The following is a 12,540-nucleotide window of genomic DNA, read 5'->3' on the forward strand; positions in this document are numbered from 1 at the left end:
CCCGCATCAGAGGGCTGCCATGATAGCAAACAGCTCCACCACAAATTCATTCATGACCTTGCTCATCCATGAACCCAGAGCCAGAAGGACCAGGGCGATCACCAGAAGCTTGGGCACAAAAGTCAATGTCTGCTCATGGATCTGGGTAGCTGCCTGAAAGATTGCCACCAGAAGCCCCACCACGATACTGATAATAAGAAGAGGACCCGCTATCTCAAACGCAACCAGCATTGCCTCCTTCATGATTTCCATCACCTGTTCCGCATTCATACCTGTTCCTCCTTACCGAAAGCTTTGAACCAAGGTCTTGATCACCAGGCTCCATCCGTCCACCAAAACAAACATCATGATCTTAAAGGGCAGGGCGATCATGGTGGGCGGCAGCATCACCATACCCATGGACATCAGGGTACTGGACACCACCAGATCAATGATCAGGAATGGAATAAAGATTAAAAACCCCATGGTAAACGCCTTATTCAGTTCACTCAAGATAAAGGACGGCACCAGGGTTGTAAGCCCCAGCTTCATATAGCCCTCCGGTCCCTGGGACACGTCCGGCTCCGGCGTCTTGGAAATGGAGAGAAACAGATCCAGGCTCTTTTTCTCGGTCTGCTTTAACATAAATTCCTTTATTGGTTCCTGGGCCCGCTCAAACGCTGCCTCCCTGGTTATGGTCCCCGCTTTATAGGGCTGATAGGCCTGGGTATTCACCGAGGAAAGCACCGGACTCATGATAAACAGAGTGAGGAACAGAGCCAGGCCCACCAGGATCTGGTTGGGCGGGGACTGCTGGGTGCCCAGGGCATTTCTCAGGAATGACAGTACAATGATGATCCTGGTAAAACTAGTCATCATGATAACAAGGGAGGGAACAATTGCCAAAAACAGGAAAAGGAACATGATGTCCAGCATGTCCATGGGCTTTCCGCTGCCCGAGGTGCCCTGGAGCGTCACAGACACATCCGTGGCAAATGCCGTCAATGTGCTCTGGCTCCAGGCAAGGGCAAATGCGGCCCCGGCCGCCAGCCTTCCAAGTTGTCTTACCGTTCCTCTCATTCTTTTCCTCTCCCGCCTTTTTTCATCCCGTCATCCTCACCGCGCCTGCGCGCTTTCAGCTGGGATGACAAAACCGCAACAAAATCCGGCGGTGCCTCCGCCGGCTCCATTTTCTCATATGAATCCAGTTTATCAAGCTTTTCAATCCCGGAAGGTGACACGCCCAACAGCAGGATCTTCTCCTGAACCTTTACCACCACCAGGAAGCTGTCCCGGCCCACGGTCATCTGGTCCAGGACCTCCATGCCGCCGGTCCTCTGCTTTAATCTCATGCCTCGCCCCAGTATCCTGGTGGTATAATAAGCCAACACCAGCACAAGGATCAGGACAACCAGGTAAAACAGTACTTTCAGAAATGCCATATTACTCCCTCTTGCCCACAATTTCTATGATGCGTGTTCCGAAATGCTCCCCTGTCACAAGCACATCCCCCTTGCCGATCAGTTCCCCATTCACCACCACATCAGCCGGAGAGCCTGCCTGCTTGTCCAGCACCAGCACCTGCCCTTCCTTGAGGGCCAGCACGTCCTTTACGCTGCACACCGTGCTGCCGATCCGCACCGATACATCCAGGGTGATATCCAAAAGCTTCTTCCTGTCATCGCCAATCTGCTCCTTGTCATACTCAAGGGGCGTATACTTAAATTCCGGAAATGACACTTCCTGGACAGCCACGGCTTCCTTTGGCTTTTGTATGCTCTCAGCCAGTTCCTCCAGTTCCAGTTCTTCCAGTTCCGGTATCCCCAGAACCTGGCTGATGGCCTGGGATGCGATGATATACGCGTCCGACTCCACCACGCCATCGATCAGGTAATGCAGGCGCACCAAAAGAAGGGACTGGTCCGTCTTCCAGATCCGGATCATTTCCAGAATCCGCTCCGTGTTGTCAAATGCGGCGATCCTGGACATTGCCACTCCCATATCCCGCCCCAAAAGGTCGTTGAGTTCATTCATGGCAGCGGATATGCACTGGGAAGCAACCTCCTTCAGGGTACTTAAAGCAATCTCATCCAGAGGGCTGGGGTTATCCACCGGCACCCCCATAATATAATTGGCCACCCGGATCATATCGTCCTTGGAAAATACATACAGCTGGTCCGCCGTCAGCCCGTTAACCGCCCTGCGCCCCTCAATGACCACATTAAAATGAGGCAGACACTCCGCAAGCGCTCCGGTATCTGTCTCCTCCACCTTTGACACAGCCATCTTCACGCTTCTGCCAAGAAGGGAGCCCAGCCTGTCACAGACAGGGACTGCTTCCATCTCCATCAGTTCCTTTATGGCATCCTTATCCACATCTAACATACTCGTCCCTCCCGGTTACAGCTCACTGCTTATTTCCACTGCCTTGCGCAGTCTGGTATGGCCCACCTTTGCCTCAAAACAGGCCACATCCTCCACATAAACGGAAATCTTACTGTCCAGCTTCTTGTTGAGCGGTATCACATCTCCCGGGGTCAGCTGGAGGATATCCTGGGCGTCCAGGGAAAACTCATGAAGAATGGCCCGGATCTCCACCTCCGATTCCAGAATGTGCTGTTCAATGTACTGCCGTTTGGACTTCTGCTTCTCATCATCCTGCTTTTTCTGGCTGACCGCAAAGGAATAGCCGAACTTGGACGTCAGCTCCTCCACATTGGGAGCCGGCATCACCATGTTAAGCCTTGCCGCCAGCTTGTCAATGACCACTTCCAGCTCCACCTGGATCACCACGTCCTCCTGGGCGCTCATCTGGAGCAGATGGGGATTGGTCTGAAGGCCGGTGAGCGTGGCATCAATATCCAGATACTGCGCCCAGGCTTCGCCTGCAAATTCCGTCAGTTTCCCCAGCACATACTGAAGAACCGCCTTTTCAATATCCGTAAAATCCCTGGTCAGCTCATACTCTGTCCCGGCGCCGCCCAATAGGCGCTCAATCATAAAAAACGCCAGCCTGGTATCCACTTCCATGGTCAGAGGCGCCTCATTGTAATCCTTATTGGCCGGACTCAGGGTGATCATCCCAAACAGGGAATGATCCTGTACGGAATTGGTAAATTCCTGGTAGCGCTTCTCCACGATCCTGTTGATACGGATCTCACAGTAAGACTGGAGAAGCCCTGTAAGATACGGCGCCAGGGCACGGGCAAAACTGTCGTACAGGTTTTCCACCGTGCTCATGCGCTCTTTTGTAAATTTCTTGGGTGATTTAAAATCGTAACTCTTAATCACTGGCTGTTCCTTCCTGCATCATAGCCTCATCCTGCGGCATCACAACCGGGAAAAGGGGATCCATGGTCTCCACTCCCTCCACTGATTCCGGCGGCCTGTATCCATTTCCAAGGATGATCATGTCCACCCGGCGGTTCTGCTCCCGCCCCTCTTTTGTGGTATTGTCCGCGATGGGATAGTATTTGCCGTAGCCACGGCATATTAACTTTTTGGGGTTAAGCCCCACCTGTTCCTCCAGATATATGGCCACATTGTCCGCCCGCTCTGAGGATAAGATCCTGTCATTGATCAGAGAATTGGCTGCCTGGGCCGTATGCCCATTTATGTAAACCGCAAGAATATTATCCTGCTTTTCCTGCAGCATGATCCCCACTGCGTCCAGCATGGACTTGCTGCCGTCCCGCAGATTGGCGCTGTCCGGATCAAAGAGAAGGTCATTCTTAAAACGGATATACACCGCATTCTCCGTGTTGGATACAATGGCGTCCAGGTTCTCAGAATCAAAATAGGTTTGGATATCACGTGACATCTGCCTCATCTCCCTGGCTGACGCCTGGGTGTTCTGGGAACCGGTCACTGCCTGGGACGGTTCATCCGTGTTCTCGCCAATGGTGGGATACTTGAGATCATCGGGCACGTCCTCCAGTTCGGTTTGGGACTCGATCCCCAGCTGCCGCTGCATAGCCGAAGCGATCTCCTCCAATTTACTTATATTTACATTGGAAATGCTGTACAATAATACAAAAAAGGTCAGGACAAGGGTTATCATATCCGCGTAGGTATTTAACCACTCCTGGCCTCCTTCTTCCTCTTTTTGCTTCTTCATTTATTTACCAATCTCCAGGGCTTTTAAAGCCATGCTTTTTGCAATGTTAAGTGCCGTGACATTGGCTTCGTATGCGCGGGTGGCGGCCATCAGATCCACCATCTCCTCCGCGCTGTTCACATTGGGCATCATCACATATCCGTCCTCATCAGCATCCGGATGGTCCGGATCATAGACCGGAACCAGAGGGTTCTGGCTTTCCACCACTTCCTCCACGTACACACCGCCGTTCTCAGCCTTTGTCATGGCCTTGCCCAGCTCGTTCTTAAAGTCCAGCGCGTTCTCCCGCAAGACCACCTGCTTTCTCACATAGGGACCGCCCTCCGCCGTCCTGGTGGTGTTCTGATTGGCAAGATTCTGCATAATGATATCCGTGCGGAAACGCTCCGCCGTCAGTGCAGAACCTGTTATATTAAGAGAATCCAAATACCCCATAACCTGCTCCTTTACTTGCCTGTATTATTGATCACATACCGCAGCGTGGATAATTTCCCCGACATGCGCATGGTCAGGGCCGAATACTGGGTATATGCCTTCCACAGTTCAAGCTCTTCTTTTTCCACCTGTACATTATTCCCGTCCGGCCTGGCCTGGGTGTCCCCGTCTTCCTCCACCACCGGCTTTGCTAAGCGCTCCGGCCCCTGGGCCGTATCCCTTAACACATCCTTGAATTCCACTTTCTTAGCCTTATAGCCCGGCGTCTCCACATTGGCTATGTTGTGGCTGGCAACCTGCTGCTTCAGCCACATGGCATCCATTCCCCGCTCCAGGGCTCCTACAGCCCTGTCATCAAATAACGGCATGATCCCGCCCCCTTATCTCATCCTGTATGGCCCATGCGCACCTGTTTATCCGCCTGGGCAAATGCTTCCTTCAGTTCCATGATCATAGGAAGAACCTCATTCACTGGCTCAGGGCTCTTCTTTACATTGGCCTGCAGGATCTGGTAATTGAAATACTCATAGAGAGAGGCCAGGCTCTGTGATACCGGATACTGGTGATCCAATGTGGATACCAGATGGCTGATAATTGCCTGCGCCTTCTTAAAATGGGTATTGCTGGCTTCGTAGTCCCGTACCTCCAGCCCCAGAAGCCCCTTGTTCAGACGGTTGATCATCTCATCAAACAACAGGTTGATCATATCGCCCTGGGTCATGGTCATTACGGACTGCTGTTTATATTTTGCATATGGATTCTGCATAGTCATTACTCCTTCATCATGATGAGAACTGCTGGGTGAGCCAGGAACTCTGGCTGTTCATATTGGAAATCGCCTGCTCCATGGCGGTAAACTGCTTCCAGTACCGCGTCTTCTCCAGCTCATACTTGGTGTTCAGGTTGGAAAGTGTCTCTGAAATATGCTTCATCTCCTCATAGAGGGTATTGCTTGTGAGAAGCACATCCTTTGTGCCCGCGTATCGCACCATACTTCCGGGACTGCCGCTGCTTACATTGGCCGCCGCCTTGATGGCGTTCTGCATCTTAATTCCCAATCCCTGGTCCCTGTCCGTGAACAGCTTACTGATGGCATCCGGGTTGGTGGCTACGGCAGACCTCAATGCGTCCTCGTCAATAACAAGCTTGCCGTTGTCACGCCAGTTATCCGATGTCTCGATCCCGATATCATAGAGAGACAGTCCCGCGCCTTCCACACTGCTGTAAAGCGCCATTCTCATCTCGCTCAAAAAGCTGGAGATATTGGAGTCGTTGTGAAGGAGGCCCTGTTTGGATTTCTCCTCCCAAAGCTCGACCTCCTTATCGCTCATCTCCTTTTTCTGTGCATCCGTGAGAGGGGCGTATTTCTTATAGTTGGCTGTCTCCGTGAGCTGTTTATTCAGTTCTTCGATGAGGGCGTTGTAATCATCTACAAAGCTCTTCAAACTATCTATTATTTTATCAGTATCGCGGGACGTAGTCAAGCTGATTGGAGGGTTGGAAGCATCATAAGTGGAAGTTAATTCCATGGTAATTCCATCCAATTCAAACGTATTGGTATTGCGCTCAATATCGGTTCCGTCCACGGTGAGGACGGCGTTTTGGCCGGAGGTGACGGAAGCGGTCATGTGGGGGTTGAAGGTTACTGTGTCCTGGCTGAAGAGTTGGTTCAGCAACTCCTTTCCGTCATCATCCGTTCCCTTAATGGTAAATTCACCGGCAGTGCCGCTGATCTGTAAGCGGCCATCAGCTGTATAAATTACATTTCCTCCTGTTTCAGCCCGTATTGCTGCAGCCAGACCATCAAAGCCATTTGTCAATGAACCGGCATTAATCGTAATCGTATTTCCGCCGGATACGGCTAATTCCAATGTTCCCTTTAAAATGGTTGGATCGGATACGGAATTGGAGGCCAGCGTATTGGACACCGGCGTAAGCTCCACGTTTTCCCGTCCAAACAGATTCTCAACCAAATTCGTTCCGTTTATTACAGCATTACCGCTGACAGTAAAGCCGCCTGTCTGACCGGATATATTGATCCTTCCATCCACATAGGTTCCGCCCATTATCCCAGCCAGGTCACTGATCGTTTTGGCAGAAGGATCACCTAAATGATATGTGGTGTTACCGACCTTAATATCTCCCGTTATTCCCAGACTGCTTAATTCCGTGCTTCCGTCATACACATTATCTTTCTCACTGAATCCAAGATCGGATGCAATCCCCGTTGTCAGATTAGCATCTGTAAATCCCACTTTATGTTCCGAAGATTTTAACGTGACTTGTTTGTTGGTATCATCCCAGGAAAATGCAATCTTACCATAGCCAAATTCCTTATTCAGCTTTGAATTAATGGCGTTTATTAAGCCTTCTTCATCTTTGTAGCTCTCACTTCCTGTTTTTCCCTCCAACTTAACGGTAAAATCCTGTCCATCCACCTGCAATACCAATGACTGGTCTTTTCCGCTATTTAACTTATTGATAACAGAACTTAAATCCACATGATCCGTCCCCTCAATCGGCTTGGAAAAAATATTGGATTGTAAACCGGTCGCCTCCACCCCAAACATAGTGGTGAGCAGATTTCCATATCTCTGTCCCATCTTTATATTGGATATCTCGCCTGTAGAGGAAGATTCCATGATGAATTTATCAGATGCCGATGAATAGGATACCTTAACCCCTGCATCACTGCTGTTGATCGCGCTGATCACATCGCTTAACGTTGAATCCCCGTTCAATCCCTTGATGGTGACACCATTGATATCAAATTCAAACCGATTTCCCTGTAAGGGCGTAGAAAAATTCATATTTTTCAAAGATGTTCCATAATCCAGCTTATTAGAAAATCCACCTTTAAATCCTAAATTGGCAATTGTGTTTGAGGAGTCGCTGTCTCCTGTTGTCTCAATGATAACCCGTCTGGATGAATCAACCGCATTGCTCGTTACAGCACCATTTGCGTTTAGCTGAACCAGTTTCATTGTCCCTTTCTTACTATTGGGCGGATCCTCCTCGAATTTCATTCCTACCGAAGTCCCAAAGTTACGGTACAATACCTGGTTAATATTCTTAAGCGTTTTTTCTTCATCCACCTCTTCCGGAGAATTCGGATCAGCAGGATCTGATAGTTTTCCTTCAATTGTAAAATCAATCGTTCTGCTCACGCCATCCAATGTGACTGAAAATGACTTTGTCTCCCCGATTGCATCTGTAAAGTTTGTGAAATCAACATCATTCCCTCTCGGCTCCCCCGTCACCGTTCCCGCCGTTCTCACCGAGCAGGCCGTTGCCAGCTGCTTCACCGCGCTGACCCTCATGGAGCTGACCGCATTGGAGGATACGGAGCTTATCTTAATGGCGCTGGAACTGCTGATTCCCGCCATTGTCTTAAATAAACTGGTGCTCAGCAGATTCGTCTGGCCCGAACCGTAATAAGAAAAATATTGATCTCCGAATGTATTGATCTTAGTGATGAGATCCCTGTATGTCTCCTGCTTCCACTCCAGCTGCTGCTTAAGACCTGTCTGCTTATCGATCTTTGTCTGTGTCCCCAGCAGCAGACTTTCAACAATACTGTCCGTATCCATACCGGAAGCAAGGCCTGATATGTAATTCTTATTGCCGTTCGCGCTGACTGTATTAATTGATGAAGCCGATGCCATCGCTCTTCCCCCTATCTTCGTTTATCATAGAGCACGCCCTTGCTCCCCTGATTCATCTGTTTTAAATACCCGGTAAATTTACCGTTTACATTGTTCTGTTTTATCCTGCTCTGAAGCTGGGCCCGGATCTTTGCCATCTTCCCCGGCACCCCTGCCTCCAGATCGCGTATCCTGGTAATCATGGTAAATACATCCTGTCCATCCTTAAACAGGATCTGTTCCGCTTCGCTGAGGCCGCTGTAATCGCACCTGTTTTTTCCAATCATATAACAGCGGGAACCGTAGGAAGAACGGTCCCGGATGGCTTCAATCTCCCGGTCCAGGCCATTGATTTTTTCAATGATGGCCTGCCTGGCGTTTACCGCCTCCACGATTTCATCCACCGCTTCAAGGTCATCCCTGTCCAGCCGCAGCGTTTCCTTCTCATACTGCCCAAACAAAATGGTCTTTTCCCTGAGCAGCATTCTCATCTGCTCAAGCAGTTCCATCTTTTCCCTCCTTCTTCTGCCCTTCCTCTGTCCCAAGGGCTTTCAGGCTCCTGGACAACTGGAACACCTTGAGAAGATCCACTTTATCAGACGCTTCCTTATTATTCTCAACCGTGAGATACAGTTCTGTGCGGCATATTTTCATACTCTCAGGCGCCGATATGCCAAGGCGCACCTTATCACCTTTGATCTCCGCCACAAATATCTCGATATCATCGCCAATCTTAATTGACTCGCCCTTTTTTCTGGATAATATCAGCATAGGCCATCCCTTTCTCCCCGGCTGAATATGGGCTGCCGTATGGGATAATCCTGGTCCAGTATCACCTGGACGCCCAGATTGGTCTCATGATTGATAATAACAGGGCTTTTCAGATTAACTGTGGAATCCCGGAAGGTTTCCCCTATGACCATGAGTACCCAGCAGTCCAGGTTATCCTCCGGTACAGCCTGCAAAAGGATCAGCACATCCTGCATTACCACCGGAGCATAGTCCCGCCTGACCTCCAGAGGATTTAACATGATAAAGCATACATTTTTCTGCTCAATGGACTGCAGCCAGCAGATACCGTTGCCCATATTGGAATCATTTACAAGGACGTACTGCGTATATTCCTCAAATCCAAACAGAGGCTGTTTAAATGTTATGATGTTGTTCTCTTCTATATCCAGGATTCCAAAATCCCGAGTTTCGATTTTCAAGCGTATCCCTCCATATCATCCTGACCCGCGTCAGCCGTATATCTGCATTCCACTGATCTGCCGTTGTCCTCTACTTTGCCGCCTCGTAGGCCGGATTGGCACTGGGCGGCACATACATGGGATCACCCATATACTCAATCTCAACCTTGGGGTACTGCTCCACATTCACGCGCAGCTCGCCCGGTACATACATGGCCGCAGGTTCCTGCACCTGCGGATCAAACGCTACCTGCGCCGGGGTATAGTCAATGGTCAGATCCGCGGGCTGCCATGAGATATCAGGGGCAGCCGAAGGTATAAATGCAATTCCGGTGGTAATGTTGGTCTGGGCCGCCATCTGGTTTTTTATAATATCCGCCACTGTTACCCCATCCTGGATCTGCATCATCTGATTCCCTACACGGGAATATTGTGCCGTGGCATCCGCCACAGCCTTAAGACCGGCCTGGGCCGCATCTCTCATAAGTCCTTTGGCTGTCCTGAATCCCAGACTGTCCCTGGAACGGGACGTGTCGATCTCCACCTTTATATTTTCTGACTTCATATTCAGTTTGCCGGGATTCTGAATAATTCCCACCTCCGGATCAGGCATTCTGCTCTCAAGCCTGGCCCTCTGGGAGGTCATGGACAGCTGAATAGGAGTTGTTGTTATCTTTAACACATTCATCCTCTGGCACCTCTCTTCACCTTATTTCATAAAGTCAAATATGGACGGCGGTATAATACTGGAACCCAGCTGCAGGGTAACCATCCAGGCTGTCTCAGCAGATTTGTTGGTGACCGCTTCCGTCTCCACCTTCACTGCTTCCAGATCCTTCTGTGTCTTCTGCAGATTGACCAGGCCTGTCTCCAGCCTGTTCTGGGTGCGCTCCAGCATTTTCTCCCGTGTACCGATCTCCGAAGTGGCGATGGAAATATTGCTCTGCTTTTTCTTAAGCTGTGCCAGGGTATCCATGGCGCCGTTCTTATCACCGGCCTTCAGCTGGCCGCTCACCTGGCCGATCAGGCTGTACAGGTTATTGGGATATCCGTTTTCATCCTTTCCATATCCCAGCACATCCACGCCGGAGGTGGAAATCTTGATCCCGGATTTGGCCGTGTTCATGCCGCTTGCATACGTTCCAAAACCAACATCCAGATAAACCGGCTTATTCTCCGTAAAATACGTATCCGGATCATTTTTATCATAGGCATCCACCTGTTTCCCGTTAAACAGCAGGTTTCCGTCCGCATCCAGGGAAAACGGCGCTTCGCTGTTGGCCGAACCGGAGAACAGGAATTTATCTCCGTACCTGGCGTTCATGGTCTGAAGGATTTCTTCCATCTGGCCGTTTAATTCCTCCGCAATGGCATCCAGTGAATCCTGGCTGCTGGCGCCTCCTGCCTTGGTTGCCTTTTCATAAATATTCTCAAGGATCGAGTTCAGGGTCAGGATATTGGAATCCGCTGTCTCTAACTCGCCCGTTGCATTTTTCACCACATTAATGTGTTCCTCTGTCCTGGCGATCTGGTCGCGGATGGCAAATGCTTTGGACGCGGTTGCCGGATCCTCGGACACATGGTTATACTGGCGCTGGGATGCCAGCTTCAGATTAGAGGAAGCCAGATTTGATATATTCCTCTGAAGATTCTTGTTATATGAAGTTGTCATCATATTTTCCGTGATTCTCATATGTTCCTCCTTAACGTCCTACCATACCCATCTTGTTGATGATCATATCCAGCTGCTCATCCATGGTAGTCATAAGACGCCCCAGCGCCTGATATGCTTTATTATAAGTCATCATGTTGATCCCCTCTTCATTAAGGGATACACCGGACACGCTCATGCGCTCCTTCTCCACGCTCTCCGCAATGGACAGGGATGCATCCATCCGCGAATTATTAGTCTTGATATCGCTTCCCAGTATGCTTGTGGTCCTGGCTACAAACTCGCTGAATGTGCCTGTAAACTCGCCGCCGAAATCAAAATCCTGTTCCAGCGCCGCCTTCATTGCCATAATATCCGTGTTGTCCAGATCGCCGTCCGGATTCTTTTCCCGGATAATATAGGAGGAATCCTCCGCCCACTTATCACTGATGGAAATGTTTCCCGCCGTGATATTACCATTCCCGTCCCCGCTTAGAAGTTCCTTATACTTATCCGGCTGCGCGGGATCGTCCGCATGGACCTTGCTGTTAAACACATGAGCCAGGGTCTTGGCCAGATGATCCAGCTGGTTCTGGTAATAAGGGATACCCGCTGTAATTGAATCTCCGCCCGTGAGCATATCCGTAAATCCCCGGATAGCCCCGCTTCCAAGATTTGCCGCCTTTCCGCTGCTGTCCCACGTCAGGCTGGTTCCGTCCTTTCCAATGGTCAGATGGTCATTGGTATGGGAGGCCCCTGAAGCATCCACCACTACTTTTCCGTTAAACTTAACCTGTACCTTTCCGTCCTCCAGATCCGTCACCTGGACAACACCGTATCTGGACAGGTCATCCAGAATCGTATTTCTCTGGTCCAGCAGGTCATTGGGTCCATAATTCACCCCATCATAATCGCTGTTGACAAATACCTCATGGGCAATGGAGCGGTTCAGCTCCGACAGCTGATCCAGCTTGGTATTGATGTCCTTTACCGCAATGGAAAAATCATTCTTCGTCTGCTCCATCAGGATCTTTAAATTGGCATCATATTCATTCAGGACCTGAGTCACACCCTGAAATGCATGCATAACAATATTGGCATTAGTCTGTTGGTACGGATACTGGCTGAAATCCGCCAACGCCTGGGACAGCGTGGTAAGAGCGCTCTTAATACCGGTCCCCTCCACCTCGGGATCACTGATGATCCCCTCGATCTGGTCCATGATCGCTGCCTTCTGGTCAAAATATCCCACATCGCTGTACTGCTCCCTGAACTTAGCGTCCAGATAGGGGTTGCGGATCTGGGCAACGCCCCTGGCATCCACGCCCTGTCCTGCCAGCGGTATAGAACTGTAATTATACTGGTCGCTTCCGTAGACATGCACGCTCACCGAGTCCAGGCGCTGCCTCGTATATCCCTTGGTGTTAATATTGCTGATATTATTTCCCACGATATCAATGGCCTTCTGGTTCACCATGATACCTCTCTTAGCTGTTTCCAGCCCCATAAATGTCGGTCTCAATC

The 12,540-nt window shown here is 50.1% G+C and carries 16 protein-coding genes; all 16 read right to left on the reverse strand.

All coding sequences use genetic code 11. From position 1 onward, the window contains the following. Nucleotides 1-6: 6 nt before the first annotated feature. Nucleotides 7-270: a flagellar biosynthesis protein FliQ gene (fliQ, locus tag ABID13_RS09865; RefSeq protein WP_007865556.1), complete on the reverse strand. Its 264-nt coding sequence runs from the start codon at nt 268-270 to the stop codon at nt 7-9. A gap of 12 nt (nt 271-282) precedes the next feature. Continuing rightward, complete coding sequence (gene fliP, locus ABID13_RS09870) at nt 283-921, reverse strand: flagellar type III secretion system pore protein FliP (RefSeq protein ID WP_334291330.1); 639 nt, start codon at nt 919-921, stop codon at nt 283-285. A 134-nt stretch (nt 922-1,055) separates the two neighbouring features. Further along, a complete protein-coding gene (locus ABID13_RS09875; protein WP_007865544.1) occupies nt 1,056-1,421 on the reverse strand; it encodes a flagellar biosynthetic protein FliO in 366 nt (121 codons plus the stop codon). A 1-nt stretch (nt 1,422) separates the two neighbouring features. Next, nucleotides 1,423-2,364, reverse strand: a complete 942-nt coding sequence (locus tag ABID13_RS09880; protein ID WP_045091211.1) for a FliM/FliN family flagellar motor switch protein — start codon at nt 2,362-2,364, stop codon at nt 1,423-1,425. Nucleotides 2,365-2,379: 15 nt separating this feature from the next. Next, complete coding sequence (locus ABID13_RS09885; RefSeq protein WP_007865539.1) at nt 2,380-3,270, reverse strand: flagellar motor switch protein FliM; 891 nt, start codon at nt 3,268-3,270, stop codon at nt 2,380-2,382. Next, nucleotides 3,263-4,096 carry an OmpA/MotB family protein gene (locus tag ABID13_RS09890; protein ID WP_048930042.1) on the reverse strand — a complete coding sequence of 278 codons (834 nt, stop codon included), beginning with the start codon at nt 4,094-4,096 and terminating at the stop codon, nt 3,263-3,265. The genes ABID13_RS09885 and ABID13_RS09890 overlap by 8 nt, the downstream gene beginning before the upstream one ends. Next, nucleotides 4,097-4,531, reverse strand: a complete 435-nt coding sequence (gene flgC / locus ABID13_RS09895) for a flagellar basal body rod protein FlgC (protein ID WP_007865528.1) — start codon at nt 4,529-4,531, stop codon at nt 4,097-4,099. Between the two features lie 11 nt (nt 4,532-4,542). Continuing rightward, nucleotides 4,543-4,899, reverse strand: coding sequence for a flagellar basal body rod protein FlgB (locus tag ABID13_RS09900; RefSeq protein WP_045091208.1), 357 nt, complete (start codon nt 4,897-4,899; stop codon nt 4,543-4,545). Between the two features lie 17 nt (nt 4,900-4,916). Further along, the gene (fliS, locus tag ABID13_RS09905; RefSeq protein WP_007865523.1) at nt 4,917-5,297 is read right to left on the reverse strand and encodes a flagellar export chaperone FliS; all 381 of its coding nucleotides are present in this window, start codon (nt 5,295-5,297) and stop codon (nt 4,917-4,919) included. Between the two features lie 16 nt (nt 5,298-5,313). Next, a complete protein-coding gene (fliD, locus tag ABID13_RS09910; RefSeq protein WP_045091207.1) occupies nt 5,314-8,196 on the reverse strand; it encodes a flagellar filament capping protein FliD in 2,883 nt (960 codons plus the stop codon). A gap of 11 nt (nt 8,197-8,207) precedes the next feature. Beyond that, the gene (locus ABID13_RS09915; protein WP_007865521.1) at nt 8,208-8,684 is read right to left on the reverse strand and encodes a hypothetical protein; all 477 of its coding nucleotides are present in this window, start codon (nt 8,682-8,684) and stop codon (nt 8,208-8,210) included. Then, entirely contained in the window at nt 8,671-8,946 is a 276-nt protein-coding gene (gene csrA, locus ABID13_RS09920) for a carbon storage regulator CsrA (protein WP_007865520.1), read from the reverse strand. The genes ABID13_RS09915 and csrA overlap by 14 nt, the downstream gene beginning before the upstream one ends. Continuing rightward, entirely contained in the window at nt 8,940-9,386 is a 447-nt protein-coding gene (gene fliW, locus ABID13_RS09925; RefSeq protein ID WP_007865518.1) for a flagellar assembly protein FliW, read from the reverse strand. Before fliW ends, csrA begins: the two co-directional genes overlap by 7 nt. 70 nt (nt 9,387-9,456) lie before the next feature. Next, nucleotides 9,457-10,053, reverse strand: a complete 597-nt coding sequence (locus tag ABID13_RS09930; protein ID WP_007865515.1) for a DUF6470 family protein — start codon at nt 10,051-10,053, stop codon at nt 9,457-9,459. 21 nt (nt 10,054-10,074) lie between these two features. Continuing rightward, nucleotides 10,075-11,058, reverse strand: a complete 984-nt coding sequence (locus ABID13_RS09935) for a flagellin N-terminal helical domain-containing protein (RefSeq protein WP_007865511.1) — start codon at nt 11,056-11,058, stop codon at nt 10,075-10,077. 10 nt (nt 11,059-11,068) lie between these two features. Then, nucleotides 11,069-12,538 carry a flagellar hook-associated protein FlgK gene (flgK, locus tag ABID13_RS09940; protein WP_048930043.1) on the reverse strand — a complete coding sequence of 490 codons (1,470 nt, stop codon included), beginning with the start codon at nt 12,536-12,538 and terminating at the stop codon, nt 11,069-11,071. Between the last annotated feature and the right edge of the window lie 2 nt (nt 12,539-12,540).

It is taken from the genome of Enterocloster citroniae (assembly GCF_040545455.1).
In the GTDB taxonomy this organism is placed as follows: Bacteria; Bacillota; Clostridia; order Lachnospirales; family Lachnospiraceae; genus Enterocloster; species Enterocloster citroniae.

Excerpts from the sequence above, each read along its gene's own strand:
- fliQ (WP_007865556.1), bottom strand. The coding sequence starts at position 270 with ATGAATGCGGAACAGGTGATGGAAATCATGAAGGAGGCAATGCTGGTT.
- fliP (WP_334291330.1), bottom strand. The coding sequence starts at position 921 with ATGGACATGCTGGACATCATGTTCCTTTTCCTGTTTTTGGCAATTGTT.
- ABID13_RS09875 (WP_007865544.1), bottom strand. The coding sequence starts at position 1,421 with ATGGCATTTCTGAAAGTACTGTTTTACCTGGTTGTCCTGATCCTTGTG.
- ABID13_RS09880 (WP_045091211.1), bottom strand. The coding sequence starts at position 2,364 with ATGTTAGATGTGGATAAGGATGCCATAAAGGAACTGATGGAGATGGAA.
- ABID13_RS09890 (WP_048930042.1), bottom strand. The coding sequence starts at position 4,096 with ATGAAGAAGCAAAAAGAGGAAGAAGGAGGCCAGGAGTGGTTAAATACC.
- flgC (WP_007865528.1), bottom strand. The coding sequence starts at position 4,531 with ATGGGGTATTTGGATTCTCTTAATATAACAGGTTCTGCACTGACGGCG.
- ABID13_RS09900 (WP_045091208.1), bottom strand. The coding sequence starts at position 4,899 with ATGCCGTTATTTGATGACAGGGCTGTAGGAGCCCTGGAGCGGGGAATG.
- fliS (WP_007865523.1), bottom strand. The coding sequence starts at position 5,297 with ATGCAGAATCCATATGCAAAATATAAACAGCAGTCCGTAATGACCATG.
- fliD (WP_045091207.1), bottom strand. The coding sequence starts at position 8,196 with ATGGCATCGGCTTCATCAATTAATACAGTCAGCGCGAACGGCAATAAG.
- ABID13_RS09915 (WP_007865521.1), bottom strand. The coding sequence starts at position 8,684 with ATGGAACTGCTTGAGCAGATGAGAATGCTGCTCAGGGAAAAGACCATT.
- csrA (WP_007865520.1), bottom strand. The coding sequence starts at position 8,946 with ATGCTGATATTATCCAGAAAAAAGGGCGAGTCAATTAAGATTGGCGAT.
- ABID13_RS09930 (WP_007865515.1), bottom strand. The coding sequence starts at position 10,053 with ATGAATGTGTTAAAGATAACAACAACTCCTATTCAGCTGTCCATGACC.
- ABID13_RS09935 (WP_007865511.1), bottom strand. The coding sequence starts at position 11,058 with ATGAGAATCACGGAAAATATGATGACAACTTCATATAACAAGAATCTT.